Genomic DNA, 15873 nt, shown 5'->3' with positions numbered 1-15873 from the left:
GCCGGTAAATGTCAATCGCCATCAAGTAGGGCAAGCCGGGCGCATTTTCAAGATCTTCAGGACGCTTCTAGGCCCTGTCGTCACCTTCCCGCCTGCCCCGCGACGCCATGCACGCGCTCTCGACGCACCGGGCACTGACCCGAGTACGTCCGGTACGCGGGGCAGTGCCCGGCACGCCGAGAGCACGCTCCCCCGGTCTCGGCGTGCCGGACCGGGAGGTACCCCCACGACGCCGCGGGGCCGCCCTTCGGGCGACGACGGGAATGTGACGACAGGGCCTTTAAGCCGCCGAACTCACGCCCCCGCGCAGGCCCCGAGGCGCTGGGGAACAGGTCCGCCGTCGAGCTGCCGCGATACGGCGGCGTCATACAACCGACAGGGGTTCGGTTCGCCCGGCACTGACCTTGTCCTCCTCCCCTTGCACACCTCTCCTACGGGACCGGCGGGACGTCCGAACCCGGACTGACGTCGGGCGGCGCATAGCCGCGGCGTCCGTGCCGGAGAGGGCGAGGACGGAGAACAGGACGAGTGCGCAGGCCGGGCCGAGTACGGTCCAGGGCGCCAGTTCCGCGTACTGCTGGTTCTCGGACAGGAGGCGACCCCACTCTGCGGTGGGCGGCTGCTCACCCAGACCGAGGAAGCCGAGGGAGGCCAGTACGAGGACCGTTGTGGGCAGGCGCAGGAGCGCGTTGCGCAGGACGCCGGGCAGTACGGCGGGCAGCAGGTGGTGGCGGAGCAGATACCGCGGGCCGGCGCCGAAGGAGATGGACGCGAGCATGTGGCCGCTGGCCCGTTCCTGTTCCAGCAGGGCCGCGGCCTGGGCGGCGTACGGGGTCCAGCCGACCAGGCATACCGCGAGGGCGGCACCCGGGGCCGACGGGCCTGTCACCGCCGTGGTCAGCATCCCGGCGAGGACCGCCGGCATCGTCGACACCACTTCCGTGAGCCCCGCGCCGACCTGTGCCGCCATGCCGAGCAGCAGCCCGGTGAGCGCGCACAGCGCGGTCACCACGAGGGCCATGCCCACCGTGCGCAGCGCCCCGTGGCCCAGCCGTGCCAGCAGATCGCGGCCGAGGGAGTCCGTACCCAGCGGGTGCGCGGCCGAGGGCGGGAGCAGTCGGGCCGCCGTGTCCACGTGCAGGGGGTCGCGGAGCAGTCCGGCGACGACCAGGATGAGGAGCGCGACGGCACAGACTCCCGCGACCCAGCGGGTGGAGCGCCCTCGCGGGAGGCGCGGTGCGTGCAGGGCGGGCAGAGCCCCGTCCCGCAGAGCCGGGCCGAGCAGCGCGCGGCGCAGGGCATGGATGAGGAGGCCGGCGACGACGCCGAGCAGGATGAGGGCCAGGGTCGCGGTCTGCAGGGGCGGAAGGTCCTGGGCAATGGCGGCGTCCAGGGCGAGGCGGCCGAGTCCGGGAATGTTGAAGATCTTCTCCACGGCGACCGCGCCGCCGACCAGGGCCACGACGTTCGGCAGGAGTTGCGGGAGCACACCGGCCAGCGTGCGCCGCAGCGCGTGCCGGGCGACGTGGTTGGGTGGGAAGCCGTAGGCGTGCCAGGTCCGGGCCCACGGTTCGTTGAAGGCGGCGGGCAGCGACTGGTCGAGCAGGCCGCCGATCATCGCCCCGGACGGGACGCCGAGGGCGAGCGCGGGCAGCACCATCGACGATGGTCCCTCCCACCCACTGGACGGGAACCAGCCCAGCCACACCCCGCACACGGTGGCGAGGAGCGAGGCGAGCAGGAACTTGGGCAGCGCCGCGAGTACGGCGACCCCGATGGCGCCGCTCCCCCGGTGCAGCCGTCGCCGGGAGCCGAGATACAGGGTGCGGGCGCTGACCAGTGCGGAGACGGCGATGGCGACGACGAGCGCTCCGAACATCAGCGTGACGGAGACCGCGAAGGCGCTCGTCACCTGGGGCAGAACCGCCTCCCCTGACACCCAGGATGTGCCCGCGTCGCCCCGCGGCAGCCCGCCCAGCCAGTGCACGAGATGCGCGAACGGTCCCTCGTCCAGACCCAGTTGCTCCCGAACGGAGGCCAGCTGGGCGGGCGTGGGATCCTGGTCGGCGGAGCGGGCCCGCAGGACGGTCAGTGCAGGGTCGTTGCCGGACAGCCAGGGCAGCAGGGCCACGGCCGTCAGCAGCGCGGCCCCGGCGGTGAGGCGGCCGAGGCCCGCGCGCCACCGGGACGGGCGGGCCTCGGTATCGGCCGACATGACGCTCATCGGCCGCTACTTCAGGTGGGTGTCGACGTCGATCAGGGAGCGCTCGCGCGGGTCGAGGAGCACGCCCTCGACGTCGGCGGCGATGCCCTGGACGACCCTTTCGTGGACCAGCGGGACGACGGCGTCGGCGCGCAGGATCTGCGCCTCGGCGGCCATGATCATCTGCCGGCGCTTCGTCGTGTCGCCTTCCTCGGCGGCGGACTTGATGGCTTGGTCCACCTTGGAGTCCTTCAGACGGGCGATGTTGTACACGCCGTCGCTCGTGTAGTCGCTCGCCAGGTAGGCGACCGCGTCGCCGGTGTCGAGGAGCACCACTCGGGACATGACCAGGGCGTCGTACTTGCCGGCGAGGAGGTCGGCTTCCATCTGTGTGTACTCGCGGACGTCCTGCTTTACGGTGAACCCGGCCTTCTCCAGCTGCTGCTGCAGCACGGTGGCGGTCTCGGGCAGTTCCGCCCGGTTGGTGAAGGCGGCCAGACGCAGGACCTTGCCCTTCGTCTTGGACCTGACCTGTGCCGGTGTCGCGGCCTTGGCGCGGCCGGTGACCTCGACACGCTTGTCGGCCGCCCAGGAAACAGCGGGTCCGAACAGGCCCTGAGCGGGGTCGGCGTAGCCGCCGAAGATCGAGTCGACGAACGCGGAGCCGTCGACGGCCTCGCGGGCGGCCGCGCGCAGCGCGGGGTCGGTGAAGATGCCGTTGCCGGTGTTGAGGATGAGGCTGTCGGTCCGTACGGACGGCATCTCATGCCGGGTGTTCGCGTCCAGCAGCTTCGCCTGTGCGGTGGGGATCCACTCGGCGATGTCGACATCGCCGCCGCGCAGGGCGTTGGCGCGGGCGGTGCCGTCGGCTATCCACGTCACGTCGATGCCGGACGCCTTGGCCTTGCCGCCCCAGTAGCCGTCGTAACGGTCGAGCGTGGCCTTGGACTTGCCGATGAGCTTCGTGACCTTGAAGGGGCCCGTTCCGGTGCCGATCGCGCTGGCGGTGCCGTCCTTGGCGTACGCCTTTTCGGAGAGGATGGCCAGCACCGGGCTGGCCAGTCGCAGCGGGAGCACCGGGTCCGCGGCCTTGGTGGTGACGGTGACGGTGTTGGCGTCCTCGACCTTCGCGGTGAGGGTCACGTCGCTGAGGACACGTGGCTTGGGCGTTGCGGCGTCCGCGTGGTCGAGGGCGCTCACGACCGCGTCGGCGGTGACCGGCGTGCCGTCCTGGAAGGTGGCCTTGCGCAGCTCGAAGGTCCAGGTGGTGGGGCTGTTCTGCTTCCAGGACTTCGCCAGCGCGGGAGCTGCGGCGCCGTTCTTGTCCAGGGCGGTGAGGCCTTCGACCACGGAGAGCTTGCCCAGCAAGGTGGCGTCGTCGCTGTATGTGGACAGCGCCTGCACCGGCGGCCGGGCGAGCGCGACCCTCAGCCGACCGGCCGACCCGTCTCCCGTGTCCGAACCGGATCCTGCTGCGCCGGACACGAAGCAGCCGGCCAGCAGCGGAGTGAGGGCAAGCGTCAAGACGAGACCGCGGGAGGTCGTACGCATGGGAGTCCTGTCATGCGGGAGAGAGTGGTACGAGCCCGTGCGCGCTCAGATGGGCCGGGCTCGATCAGCATATAAGGCAACCCTTACTTGATCTACCTCGATAGGTGAATTTTTAACCAATGAGATTGCCGGGTACGAGGTGACGCCATCCGCGACCCGAAGGCTCGGCCATGGAGTCACCTGGCTAATCCCCACTCCGGCTGACTCGCGAGCCTGCTTCCGCCCATCAGCGAGCGTCGGCGGCGTACTCGCGAACTGCCTGTCATTGGAGCCCGCAACGGCTTCGCGGGAGACATACGGCCCCCTGGCACGACGATGCCCTCACGCCGAGCGCCGCACCCGGTTCGGGTCCACAGTGTCCTGAGCGTGAGTTGCCACCACAGGACAGGGACGAGGCAACGGCGCCGCCCACCCCGGTGCCGTGGAACTCCGCCCTCCTCGCGGGCGGTTGACGACGCTGGACAGCGTGAGCGCCGTGACCGTGTCCCGTACGCCGGGCATCGTGGCGATGTCCTCCCAGATGCTCCGTACACGTTCAAGCGAGGCGGCCTCCAGGCGCACCATGATGTCGAAGTCGCCGCTGAGGATCTCGCAGACAACGACCTCCGGAATGCGTTTGAGCGCGGCCAGGACGTCGCCGCCGCGCATGCGGTCCTGGCGGTAGACGAGGACCAGCGCCGAGACGACATCGCCGGTGCCCTCGCCCGCGCGGACGATGGTGTACCCGGCGATGTGGCCCTGCCGCTCCAACCGTTCGATGCGCTGGCGCACCACATTGCGGGACAGCAGCACCTTGCCGGCCAGCTCCGAGTGCGGCATGCGGGCGTTGCGGGTCAGCTCGGCGATGATCTTCTCGTCGACGGCGTCCACAGCGGACCATCTCCTTCGCGATCGGTCGAGGTGGCAGACCTCCACGGCAAGCGGGGGTGCCGGCAGACCATGAGGCGCCACGACCGCGACAACCGCCTGGGCCGGCTCACCCGGGGGTGTCGAACTGCTCGATCAGGCCTACGCGTATGACCGCGATGCGGTCACACATGAACCAGGGCGTCTTCCTGATCATGTGTCACATAGATGACGGTCAGGCCGAGTTCCTGCCCAAGCTCATTCAATCTCCACGGTTGCTCTTCGACGGCGACAGCGTCCCCACAGGACAGCGCTTTGCCTGTCGCGGTGGCCGGCTTGACGGCGGCTCACCTCGACAGACGCTGTGGCGACGCCGAGTTGAGTTCAGGCCGCGGTGCGGCCGTGTGTGGTGATGAAGTCGATCGGCTGGGAGGTACGGCCCTCCAGGGCGAGGTCCGCGGCGATGTCGCCCATGGCGGGCGAGATCTTGAAGCCCTGGCCGGAGAAGCCGGCCAGCAGGACGATGTCGTCGCAGCCCGGCAGGGGACCGACCAGCGGGCGCGTGCTGTCGGTGTAGCCCTCCATGAAGACGGAGAGGCGCACCGGGTCGGGGTTCAGGCCGGGCAGGTGGCGTCGCACCGCCATGGTGAAGGTCTCCAGTTCCTCGGGTGCGACGGTCCCGCTCAGCCGGTTGGGGTCGTCCACAGACTTGTGGTGCGGCTGCGGCAGGCCCAGCTTGACGGCCAGGCCGTCCGGGGACGGGATGCCGTAGAAGGGGGTGTCGCCGCAGCGGATGAAGGCGGGACGCTCGGCGTCTGCTGGGTGGTCCTCGTGGGGCAGGAACCAGGCGCTGATCGTGCGGTAGACGCTCACTTCCCACGGCAGGCCGGGCAGCAGGTCGCCCACCCAGGGGCCCGGAGTGACGACCGCGGCGTCGAAGCGCTCGGCGTCGGTGTCGGTGCGGATCTCCACGCCTCCCCCGACGACGGGAGTGACTTCCCGTACCGGGGTGTAGCGGCGGATCCGGGCGCCCAGCTCCTCGGCACGCCGGGCCGCGGTCTGAACCGTCAGCTCGGGGCGGACGAACCCCGCGTGGGAGTCGAGGACCACCAGGTCGCCGCCGTCGACACGGAACTGCGGGAAACGCTTCGTCATCGCCTCGGTGTCGATCACCTCGTGGTCGAGGCCGTGCTCGGCGATGCCATCCATGACGGTACGCATCTCGGGGTCGTCGGCCGGCCCCATGACCAGGGCTCCCGTCAGACGGCGCAGTTCCCGCCCGGTCTCCGCCTGCAACTGCTTCCACAGGGCGTCGGCGTGCCGGACGAGCGGCACATAGCGGCCGTCGTGGGTCTGCACACTGCGGAAGACGCGGGTCTCACCGCCTGCGGCGCTGCGGTCGTGGCCGGGCGCGAACCGGTCATAGCCGACGACCTCGGCACCCCGGGTGGCCAGCCGCCAGGCGGCCTGGCTGCCCATCGTTCCCACGCCGACCACCGCGACGCGCTTCCTCGCAGCTGACACAGGATCTTCCTTTCGCATCAGCGGGCCGCAAGCTGGCCCCCCGAGCATGCGGATGCTTTTGTGGCGACTTGGAAGGGTGCGCCCCCTTGGGCCCCAGGGCTCGTGTTCGCCCGGGTTCGGGGATCCACCCCAGCTCCCGGATGGGTCGTGCCACAATATGGCATGTTGTGCTATTATCTGGCACAGAGAATGGCAGCGGCTCAGGGGGGAGTCAAGAGGTCCAGTGGATGGCCGCGCACTTCGACCTCGCACAGGCAGAGTCGTCGGCACGAAGAGCCCCCAGCGCAGCAGGGAATCTCGCTTCGACATGAAGCGTGGATTCGCTTGGCGGCCGAGTCAGAAGGCGGGCGCGGATCGCTCTGCGGGTTGACCCTGTCGACGCGCCCCGAGCACAGCGTTCCGTAGCCGGTCCTGAGCCAAGGCCAGGCACGCGTACACCGCTCCTTGTGCCGTCGACAGGCCGATCACCTGCGTCACCGTCCTGACCTCTGGCACCGCCGGAAGGCTCTGGTCCAGTCGTCTGCGCACCTCGGGAAGCACTTCTTCGACGAGCGGGCGCAATCGACCCACGAAGTAGACCGATTCAGGGTCCAGCATCACGGCGACGACGCCGACAGCGGTTGCGACTGCCATGGTGAACGCTTCCAGCACCTCGGCGCGCGGCATCTCTTCGTGCGGTTCCAGCCAGAGGTCTTCGATGCGTTCCAGGTCGAGTCCACGCCCACGAGCAAAGCGCAGAAGACCTCTTGTGCTCAGCACCTCACCGAGGATCTCATCGTCAACCCCGGAGGAGAGCACACCGATGTCCCCGAAGGCAGGTGTCCGCCCGCGGGCGAGCTCGCGATCTGTGCAGCTGGCGAGGTTCAGGTTGGTGCTGAGGCTGAAGAGCGCGGCGTTCCTGACAGTGGCGTCGTCGGTGAGGATCCCGAGCAAGGACGCATTGGCGTCGCTGTCGAGGAGCACGGGAGCATTGATCAGGCCTGCGACGGCTCGCTGAAGATCAGAGCCGGCGAAGATCTTCAGCGACTCCGCCGGGCCGAAAATCTCCTTGCCGTTCCGGACCCGGCCTGGCACTGCGGCGACGACCTGGCGCAGTGGCCCCTGTGCGGACTCACTGGCCTTCGCAATCAAGCCGACCAGCCATTCTGCGCCGGTCCTGACCTCGTCGTGGTCCGCGGTGGGAACCATCACGTGGTCGACCTCGCGGCCCCTCAGATCGGTCACGAGGACACAGGTGGTCTGCGCTCCGAAGCCGATACCGACGACGTGCCCGGTCGTGGCGGGCACGTCCAGGTAGGTGGACCGTCGGCCACGGCCGACAACCTCATCGACTCCGCCGTCGATGACGAAGCCATCCGCCCGAAGCTCCTCTACGGCTCGGGACACCGTGGCCTTGCTCAAGCCCGTGAGCTCGATGAGCTCATTCCGCGTCAAGGGCGCCCGGGTCAGGACCACATCAAGGACCGAGGCCTTGTTGTAGTCGCGCGATGTGGGGTTGCTGGTCACCTCATGACCATAGCGAGCCCGATACATCGAGCGAGCCGGGTCCGGTTTGGGAACCGTTTTTGTTTCAGGTTGGAACTGGAACTAAAAATGGATAGAGTCTCAGCCACAGCAGCGAGCAACTCCGACGGAACCAGGCCGAAAGGTGTGCCCACGATGACTTCGACGGTGAGTAGAGCCCTCGCCCACTACCCCAACCGGTTCGACCCGGGCGGGCTGAGCGAACTCCCCGAGCACCTCCAGGAGACGATCCGACGCCGGAACAAGGTGCTCGGTCCTGGCTATACGCTCATCTACAAGGAGCCGGTCGAGTTCGTCTCCGGTCGCGGAGCCCACCTGATCGACCGCGACGGCAACGACTACCTCGACGCGTACAACAACGTTCCGTGCGTCGGGCACGCCCATCCGCACGTGGCCGAGGCCGTCTCCCGCCAGATGACGGCAGTCAACACCAACACTCGCTACGTCCAGGAGTCGCTGGTCGACTACGCGGAGCGACTTCTCGCAACCTTCCCCGAGGAGCTGTCGAAGCTGAGCCTCGCGTGCAGCGGGTCGGAGGCGAACGACCTCGCGGTGCGGGTGGCGAGGTTCCACACGGGTGGTGAGGGAATCATCGTGACTCGCTGGGCCTACCACGGCCTCACTCGTGAGGTGGCGAGCTTCTCGCCGACCCTGGGCACAGGATCACCGCTGGGACCGAACGTCCGGCTCATCGATCCTCCTGACCCGCGCCTCGTCGCGCCCGGGTCCACGCTCGCCGAGCACATGCGCAACCAGGTGCGCGGCGCGATCGACGACCTGGAGCGCCACGGATACCGGCTCGCGGCGCTGATCACCGACTGTGCCTACTCCAGCGATGGGATCTTCACGGACCCGGTCGGTTATATGAAGGCCGTGGTGGAGGAGGTGCACGCGTCCGGCGGTGTCTACATCGCGGACGAGGTGCAGTCGGGATTCGCCCGGCTCGGGGATTCGATGTGGGGCTTCACCCGCCACGCTGTGCTGCCGGACATCGTCACCATGGGTAAGCCGATGGGCAACGGATTGCCGATCTCCGGTGTAGTTTTCCGCCCCGAGGTCTGCGAAGCGTTCGGACAGAACGTTCGCTACTTCAACACCTTTGCCGGCAGCTCGATCCCTGTGGCCGCCGGCGCCGCGGTCCTGGACGTCTTCGAGAACGAGAACGTGCAGCAGCGCGCCCTCCAGAACGGTACTGCTCTGCGTGCAGGGCTCCAGGAGATCACGAAGAATTCCCCTTACGTAGCTGAGGTGCGCGGCAGCGGTCTCTACGTCGGTGTGGAACTCGTCAAGGACCGGAAGACGCTCGAGCCCGACCGCTCACGCACCGAAGATGTCATCAACGACATGCGCGACCGTCGGATCCTCATCAGCGGCACGGGCAGGGCGGCGAACGTTCTGAAGATCCGCCCCCCGCTGGCCTTCACCTCCGCCGATGTGACCCGATTCCTGGAGGCCTTCTCCGAGGTCGCGAAGGACCGTCTGTAGCAGGCTGGCCAAGGAACTGATCATGAACAACTCACCGGCGATGAGAATCGCTCAACGGCTCTTCGAGGAGAGCGGCCTGGCATCGTCTCACGAGCCCATCGACGTCATGCTGGTGAGCGCCCTCCTTGAGAGGCGTTACCACATCGGCGGACGTCTCGAGCGACTGGCGACGGAGAAGGATGACACGTTCAGGCTCAGGACCGACTCGGACGACTGCCTCGTGAAGGTTTCACCTCCTGACGAGGCAGAGATGGCTGTCGCTCTACAGACCGCCGTGATGCGTTTCCTCCAAGGTGCCGCTCCGGAAGTGCCGGTCCAGCGGGTGAAGCTGACCGTGGGCGGAGACGACCGCGTGCCCATCAAGACGGACGACGGCAGGACTCGAGTCCTGCGGGTGTTCGACTTCGTCGAAGGTCCGGTCCTGGCGCGAACGAATCCCACCGCGGAACAGCTCGCCAAGGTGGGCGAGATGCTGGGACGAGTCGACGTGGCGCTCAAAGCATTTGAGCACCCTGCGGACCGACGAGGGCTGGTATGGGACATTCGGCATTTCCACCAGCTGACCGGACTCCTGGAACACACGCCGAATACCGAGCACCGTCAGTTGGCTCAGGAGGTCTTCCGGCTATTCGACGGAGCCATCGTCCCGAGGCTGAATGATCTCGAAACGCAAGTGATCCACGGCGACTACAGCCCTTACAACGTCGTGGTGGATCCGCAGAGCGACGACTTTGTCACCGGCGTCATCGACTTCGGTGACACCATGCGCAGTGCCGTGATCTTCGACCCCGCTGTCTCCCTGGCGAACCTGCTCGGCCGGGCACCGGATCACCCCTGGCTGGATGCCTGCGCCTTCGTCGCCGGCTACGAGCGGGCACGCGCCATCGCGGACTGGGAACTTCCGCTGCTGCCGATTGCCGCGCTCGCACGACTCACGCTGCGCGCGCTGATCACGAACTGGCGCGCGGAGCGTGTACCAGAACGGCGCGACTACCTCCTCGGCCACGCCAAAGACGACTGGATCAACGTCGGGCGGGCCATGGCCGTACCCCTGGACGACGTCATCGCGCAACTCCGAGAAGGCCGTCATGACCTCGCCTGAACGTCGGCGTCGACACCCAGGAGTTCCTCAACACCACACCGGATCAACCGACGGCGCCTGCCTGGGGCCCTCCGCCTACCCATCGATCGCCGCGCGGGGCGCGTGTTCGCCGTGGATCGAAGTTCCCGACGGCCTTGTCGCCGGAGCGACGTCGGCTGGGTGACCGGGTGAGCGGCGATGGGAAGAAGGGGGGCCGGAACAGCAGGTGACCGGCGGAGGGGGTGGTCATCAGCAGAGCCGGAGCATCGGCTCCGGTGAGAGATGAAGCAGATCCTGGCCTGCGGCTGCGCGACGGGCCGAGCGGTCCATCGGCCGCGGCGACGTTGCTCGGCAGGTGGCTTCGCGTGGGCCCAGGAAGTCAATCGGTGCCGGGTATCGCATCACGTCACGGTCACGTAGATCTTGCGCACGGTTTCGATGGTCTTCCAGACGCCGACGTAGCCCGGCTTCATGACGAAGCTGCCGTCGGCCTTCTAGATCACCGGCTCGCCGCCTTCGGGTATGAGTTCGCCAATACGGGCGAGGATGTGGCAGAACTCGAAGTGCTCGCCCTTGATCGGGCGCATCTTGCCGGGTGTCGCTTCCCAGACGCCCGTATGGATCGACTCCCCACGGGCGACGTCTTCAGGGAACGACGTGTTTTTCCTTTTGGAACTCGGGAAATCGGTGGCCGCGGCCACGGTCGATGAGGTGCTGCCCAGCCGCTTCTGACACACGCTCACGGGTACGGCCCGTTCCTGATGTGCGGAGGCCGACGAGGCATCATGGCTGGCGGGCACGATGGTGCTACCCGGCAGGGGGTTCAGCCGGCGGTGTACCCGCCGTCCACGGTCAGGACCGATCCGGTCACGTACGACGACTCCCGCGAGGCGAAGAAGAGCACCGCGTCAGCAACCTCTTCGGGGGTGGCGAGGCGTTGGAGCGGGATCGTGCTCTCGCGCTGGCGGCGGTAGGCCTCGGGGTCGGGCCTGCGCTGGAACGCCGCTTCGATGATCGGGGTTGCTGTCAGGCCCGGAGCGACGACGTTGACCCGGATGTTGCGCGGGGCCCATTCGATCGCGGCGCCCTTGGCGAGCATGATGAGGCCCCCCTTGGCAGCGGAATACAGGACCTGCCCGGACATGCCGACCATGCCCAGCCGTGAGCTGACGCAGACGAACGAGCCGCCGGTCTCGGGCATCAGCGGGGCGAAGTGCTTCATCACCAGGAACGCGCTGAGCAGGTTGCTCTCGAGCACGTTCCTCGCGTCGTCGCAGGCCATCTCGGTGAGCGGACCGTCGGCCTGCAGGCCGTGGTTGAGGACTACGACGTCAACGGTGCCGAAGGACTCTGCGGCCTGCTCGGCCAGGTGCTCGACGAACGTCTCGTCGTTGAGGTCTCCGGGTACGTACAGATCGTCGGGCTCAGCGCTGTGGAGCCGCTCCCTGCGGCCGGTGAGCAGAAGCCGCCCGCCCTCGCGGCGGAAGTGCGAACTCACCGCCTGCCCTATGCCACTGCTGGCGCCTGTCACCAGGGCCGTGACGTTCTTGAGTCTCATGTCGGGCACTCCTCTTGAGGGGGAGGTCGGTCGGGGGTGGGGCTTGGGGAGGACGGGGGTCTGGTCCCGTGCCGGTCAGTTGAGGAAACCGCGGGCGTCGACCGGCCACCGCTGCAGCGACGTGCCCGTGCTGTCGGTGACGACCAGTTCCTCGAAACCGAGGACGACCGGGCATACATGGTTCGGCACCACGGGGACGACGGTGCCGACGCTGGGGCGGAAGTCGCCGTCCGGCAGTGCAAGGAACCCGTGGTACTCGTTGACCTTGGACAGGAGCGCCTTCGTGCCGGCGATGCCGCCGTAGCCGATCTCGGGGCTGCCTTCTTTACTGAGGGCCTTGTTGCCCACGTCGACGATGACCTGGCCGGGGACCCAGTCACTGACCACGGTCCCGGCGACGAACAGCGCGATCTGGTCCTCCGTGCAGGCGCCCAGCCGGGCGTTGTTCAGATCTCCGAAGACGTACTCGCCGGGACGGATCTCGGTGATCACGCTGCTGCTGGTGGAGAACTCGACAGTGGGCGTGGAGCCCGCGCTGACCACCTCTGCGGTGACACCGACGCCTTCGAGGCTGCGTACCGCGGTGGTGAGCGCGGCCTCCTGGTCCTGCGCGGCACGTCGGCGAGCGTCCCGGTCGGCGCAGCCGTGACCGGGATAAGTGAAGACGCCCACCGGCACCAGACCGCGCTTGCGGGCGGCGAGCGCGAGGTCGCCCGCGAGCTCGGGCGGCGCCCCGGAACGACGGGCGCCGCAGTCGATCTCGACCACGACCTGCAGCCGGTCGGGTTCGTCTCCCATCGCGTCGGCGAGGGCCTCGATCGCCGCGACGTTGTCGACGCCGACCCGCAGCCGGGCGGACTCGGCGAGCCGGCGGATCCGGGCTCGCTTCGTTCCCGCGGCCCAGATCGGGTAGGCGAGGAAGATGTCGTCGAACCCGGCCGCGGCGAAGACCTCGGCCTCACCGACGTTGCCCGCGGTGATCCCGACCGCGCCGGCCTCGATCTGGCGCCGACCGATCTCCACGCACTTGTGTGTCTTCACGTGGGGCCTGACCTTGATGTTGTGCTGGTCGGCGAAGCCCTGCATGCGGTCGATGTTGCCCTGCATGACGTCGACCAGCACGATCGGCGCGGGGGTGTCGATCCGCTCGATCAGAGCGTCGAGTGCTCGTTGCAGCTGATTCACGCTGCCCTCCTTGTGGTTCTGCCTGGCACGATCGAGGGGAAATGATCGACGGGCGAGGATGCAGACTCCCCTGGATGCCGAGCGCGCGGGGCCTGCCATACAGCGCGCACTCGGGTACACCGCCGTCGGGGCCGCCCTACGCAGCGGTGCAGATCATCTGGATCTCGACCGGACTGTTGAGGGGCAGCCCGGCGACTCCGATCGCGGTGCGGGCGTGCCGTCCGTTCTCCCCCAGGACCTCGATGAGCAGTTCACCGGCCGCGTTGGCGACCTGCGACTGCTCACCGAAGTCCGGTGTGCTGGCCACGAAGACCAGCATCTGCACGATCCGGACCCGGTCCAGATCGCCCACCGCCTGCACAGCGGCCGCAAGGCAGTTCAGCGCGGCATGGCGCGCGAGCTCCTTCGCGGTCTCCAGCTCCACGTCCCGGCCGACAACGCCCTGCCCCAGCAGCCAACCGTCCTTGTAGGGCAGCTGGCCCGAGATGTAGACGCTGGAGCCCACGGTCCGGTGGTGCACGTAGTACGGGTTGTCACGCAGCTCGGGAAGGGCCAGCGCCGTGGCCTGAAGCCGATCGGAAGCCGAGTCGGTGTTCGCTGCCGAAGTCTCATGCGACTTGATCATCTGTACTCGGCGCTCCTCTCGAGCAACGGTGGCGACAAAACACCTTAAGGTGGCTTAAAACCGTCAGCCATTGTCGTTTGTCGACCATATGGTTGCCCGTCGAGCACTGTCAACACGAGCTTCAACCTCGAACGCGGCCGCGGAATCAGTTCGAGGGTGCGATGTCGCGGTTCAGGGCGGTCCCTTCACCGTGCTGGGACGAAGGCCAAGAGCGGCCCGGACGGCCGGCGCACGTTCGGCCAGCGATGATGCGGTGCGACAAGCGCACCATGCGGGTCAGCGCACCGCCGCTTGCCCCCCCTTGACCCGCTGGCCCGTCCGACCTGACCACCGGTCAGCGCTTGCCGTTCAGCGGCACAGCGAACGCGGTCCGCGCCCCCGAGCCCCGCGACACCGCACCCAGGCAGAGTCGCCCGCAGATACGTCGGCACGGCACGGACGGCGCCGCCGGAACGCATGCCGATCAACGGTTACGCATGCGCCTCACCGGCCGCGACCGGACGCGGCCGCCCCACGCCGAACGGCGTCGGTGGCAGCGGCGCATGACCGGGTCGCGACACACGATCGAGTCCGCCACCGAACACAGCACAGTCGACGCCGCGGCGAGCGGGCTTGGACGTTTCACGCGGGCGGCACGGTCTCAGACATGCCGGGACGTACGCTCCCCCGGATCTTCCGCCCTGGCCCCCAGCCCCACGGGGAAATGGGCAGCCAGTTCCCGGCGGAACGTGTCGATGTCCCCGTCCAGGGCGACCGCGGCCAACCTCTCGTGCTCGACGACCAGTTGCTGCGGGTCGTCGCTGTAGGTGCGGTGGTCGACGCTGAGGTGGAGGCGCAGCTTGGTCTCCCAGCCGTTCCAGAGACTCTGCAGGACGCCGTGACCCGAGAGATCGTAGAAGAGCCTGTGGAATCTGAGGTGCGCGTCAATGCTGGCCGGGATGTCGTCCTTCTCCATGGCCCGGCGGAGATCCTCGACGGTTTGCAGCAACTGGGGCCGCTCAGGACCGCGCAGGGCTTCGGCCGAGAGCTCGGCGGCGTACGGCTCGACACGCAGCCGGACCGAGTCGATCTCGGCGACCTCCCGAGCGCTCACCTCTACGACGAACGCCCCGCGGTAGGGAAACTTTACGACGAGGCCTTCCTCCTCCAGCTTGGTCAGCGCCTCGCGCAGCGGGGACCGGCTGATCCCGAGATCCGCGGCGATGTGCGCCTCGCGCAGTTGGCCACCAGGAGGCACGGTCCCATCAAGGATGGCGGCACGCAGTGTGCGGTAGACGCCTTCCGGCGTCGTCGTCCGCTGCTCCTGCCACTCGAACTTGTGCTCCACCCCGTGGCCCTCCCTCAGTGATTGCCGACCACTTGGTCGTTTGTCGACTATACCGCCGCCGGTTGCGTCAACGTCGTCGAAGGGGCTGCGCCGACGGATCACCTCATGCGCACAGAGCGGGGTCAGCGCCGTCCCGCCCCGGGCATTCCACTGCTGCTGTTGACAGCCGCGAGATATTTGGTCGACAATCGACCAGCAAATGGTCGACAATCGACCAAAGTGAAGCTGCTCCACTTAAGCACACAGGAGGACCAGTGGGATTCGACATCACGCCCAAGTTCGCGACGTTCGACATGAACGGGACGCTGATCAAGTTCAGCATCAACGACACGATGCGCGAGATCCTGGGCGACCGGCTGCCGGCCGAGGTCGCTGATGAGTACCTGCGGATCTGCAAGGCGTACCGGATCGACGAGTGCACGGGCGCGTACCAGCCGTTCCACCAGGTCGTCGCGCGCTCGATGGAGCGCGCCTCGCGCAGCGTCGGCATCGAGTACCGCGAGGACGAGGCGCGGGCGGTGTACGAGCGCATCCCCACCTGGGGCCCGTACCCCGGCGTCACCGAGGCACTGAACCGCCTGGCCGAGGAAGTCCCGCTGGCCATCATCACCAACAGCGACACCGCCCATGCCGTGCGCCTCGCGGAGAACCTCAAGGCCCCCTTCGAGGTCATCATCAGCGCCGAGGAGATGGGCGTCTACAAGCCGCGGCTCCGCGCCTTCGAGTACATGCTCGACAAGCTCGCCGTGACACCCGACGAGATCGTCCACGTCTCCGCGAGCCCGATGTACGACCACCGCTCCGCGGCCATCATGGGCATCGAGAACAAGGTGTACGTCGACCGCGGCTGGGAGCACGACGAGCACTGGCTCGGCTACGAGCGGATCACCGACATCGCCGACCTTCCGGTTCTCTTCGGCCTGCCGCGCCCCTGACGCCCGAGCGGAGAACTGGAGAACTCGAG

General features: G+C 68.0%; 13 protein-coding genes and 1 pseudogene. 3 read left to right on the top strand and 11 right to left on the bottom strand.

Annotation, left to right across the window (positions count from 1 at the left end):
• Positions 1-364: 364 nt before the first annotated feature.
• From P8T65_RS43260 to P8T65_RS43240, 6 genes and pseudogenes are all read right to left on the bottom strand, one after another.
• Positions 365-2224: an ABC transporter permease subunit gene (locus P8T65_RS43260; protein ID WP_316730909.1), complete on the bottom strand. Its 1860-nt coding sequence runs from the start codon at positions 2222-2224 to the stop codon at positions 365-367.
• A 6-nt stretch (positions 2225-2230) separates the two neighbouring features.
• The gene (locus tag P8T65_RS43255) at positions 2231-3754 is read right to left on the bottom strand and encodes an ABC transporter substrate-binding protein (RefSeq protein WP_316730908.1); all 1524 of its coding nucleotides are present in this window, start codon (positions 3752-3754) and stop codon (positions 2231-2233) included.
• A gap of 321 nt (positions 3755-4075) precedes the next feature.
• On the bottom strand, positions 4076-4624 hold the full coding sequence (locus P8T65_RS43250; RefSeq protein ID WP_316730907.1) for an Lrp/AsnC family transcriptional regulator: 549 nt from the start codon (positions 4622-4624) through the stop codon (positions 4076-4078).
• 112 nt (positions 4625-4736) lie between these two features.
• Positions 4737-4854 (bottom strand): annotated as a pseudogene (locus P8T65_RS47550) (polyamine ABC transporter ATP-binding protein); the annotation flags it as partial.
• Positions 4855-4984: 130 nt separating this feature from the next.
• Complete coding sequence (gene solA / locus P8T65_RS43245; RefSeq protein ID WP_316730906.1) at positions 4985-6124, bottom strand: N-methyl-L-tryptophan oxidase; 1140 nt, start codon at positions 6122-6124, stop codon at positions 4985-4987.
• A gap of 336 nt (positions 6125-6460) precedes the next feature.
• Positions 6461-7630 carry an ROK family transcriptional regulator gene (locus tag P8T65_RS43240; protein ID WP_316730904.1) on the bottom strand — a complete coding sequence of 390 codons (1170 nt, stop codon included), beginning with the start codon at positions 7628-7630 and terminating at the stop codon, positions 6461-6463.
• Positions 7631-7783: 153 nt separating this feature from the next.
• On the opposite strand from P8T65_RS43240, the gene P8T65_RS43235 reads away from it, so the two are divergent.
• Together P8T65_RS43235 and P8T65_RS43230 are read left to right on the top strand one after the other, a co-directional pair.
• Entirely contained in the window at positions 7784-9133 is a 1350-nt protein-coding gene (locus P8T65_RS43235) for an aspartate aminotransferase family protein (RefSeq protein ID WP_316730903.1), read from the top strand.
• 22 nt (positions 9134-9155) lie between these two features.
• Positions 9156-10235, top strand: coding sequence for a phosphotransferase (locus P8T65_RS43230; protein ID WP_316730902.1), 1080 nt, complete (start codon positions 9156-9158; stop codon positions 10233-10235).
• 473 nt (positions 10236-10708) lie between these two features.
• Here P8T65_RS43230 and P8T65_RS43225 read toward each other — a convergent pair whose 3' ends face one another.
• From P8T65_RS43225 to P8T65_RS43205, 5 genes are all read right to left on the bottom strand, one after another.
• On the bottom strand, positions 10709-11014 hold the full coding sequence (locus P8T65_RS43225; RefSeq protein ID WP_316730901.1) for a cupin domain-containing protein: 306 nt from the start codon (positions 11012-11014) through the stop codon (positions 10709-10711).
• A 23-nt stretch (positions 11015-11037) separates the two neighbouring features.
• The gene (locus P8T65_RS43220; protein ID WP_230216587.1) at positions 11038-11772 is read right to left on the bottom strand and encodes an SDR family NAD(P)-dependent oxidoreductase; all 735 of its coding nucleotides are present in this window, start codon (positions 11770-11772) and stop codon (positions 11038-11040) included.
• Positions 11773-11847: 75 nt separating this feature from the next.
• Complete coding sequence (locus P8T65_RS43215; protein ID WP_316730900.1) at positions 11848-12957, bottom strand: alanine racemase; 1110 nt, start codon at positions 12955-12957, stop codon at positions 11848-11850.
• Between the two features lie 136 nt (positions 12958-13093).
• The gene (locus P8T65_RS43210; RefSeq protein ID WP_316730899.1) at positions 13094-13582 is read right to left on the bottom strand and encodes a RidA family protein; all 489 of its coding nucleotides are present in this window, start codon (positions 13580-13582) and stop codon (positions 13094-13096) included.
• A gap of 640 nt (positions 13583-14222) precedes the next feature.
• Entirely contained in the window at positions 14223-14909 is a 687-nt protein-coding gene (locus tag P8T65_RS43205; RefSeq protein WP_316730898.1) for a GntR family transcriptional regulator, read from the bottom strand.
• Between the two features lie 254 nt (positions 14910-15163).
• On the opposite strand from P8T65_RS43205, the gene P8T65_RS43200 reads away from it, so the two are divergent.
• Complete coding sequence (locus tag P8T65_RS43200; RefSeq protein ID WP_316730897.1) at positions 15164-15844, top strand: haloacid dehalogenase type II; 681 nt, start codon at positions 15164-15166, stop codon at positions 15842-15844.
• Positions 15845-15873: the final 29 nt, after the last annotated feature.

Source organism: Streptomyces sp. 11x1 (assembly GCF_032598905.1).
Taxonomy (GTDB): Bacteria; Actinomycetota; Actinomycetes; order Streptomycetales; family Streptomycetaceae; genus Streptomyces.
Note: the sequence above shows the minus strand (reverse complement) of the source record. Positions and strands in the feature narration are given on the sequence as shown.

What these genes read in the sequence shown, in the direction of transcription:
- P8T65_RS43260 (WP_316730909.1), bottom strand. Translation starts at nt 2,224, where the DNA reads ATGAGCGTCATGTCGGCCGATACCGAGGCCCGCCCGTCCCGGTGGCGC.
- P8T65_RS43255 (WP_316730908.1), bottom strand. Translation starts at nt 3,754, where the DNA reads ATGCGTACGACCTCCCGCGGTCTCGTCTTGACGCTTGCCCTCACTCCG.
- P8T65_RS43235 (WP_316730903.1), top strand. Translation starts at nt 7,784, where the DNA reads ATGACTTCGACGGTGAGTAGAGCCCTCGCCCACTACCCCAACCGGTTC.
- P8T65_RS43230 (WP_316730902.1), top strand. Translation starts at nt 9,156, where the DNA reads ATGAACAACTCACCGGCGATGAGAATCGCTCAACGGCTCTTCGAGGAG.
- P8T65_RS43220 (WP_230216587.1), bottom strand. Translation starts at nt 11,772, where the DNA reads ATGAGACTCAAGAACGTCACGGCCCTGGTGACAGGCGCCAGCAGTGGC.
- P8T65_RS43210 (WP_316730899.1), bottom strand. Translation starts at nt 13,582, where the DNA reads ATGATCAAGTCGCATGAGACTTCGGCAGCGAACACCGACTCGGCTTCC.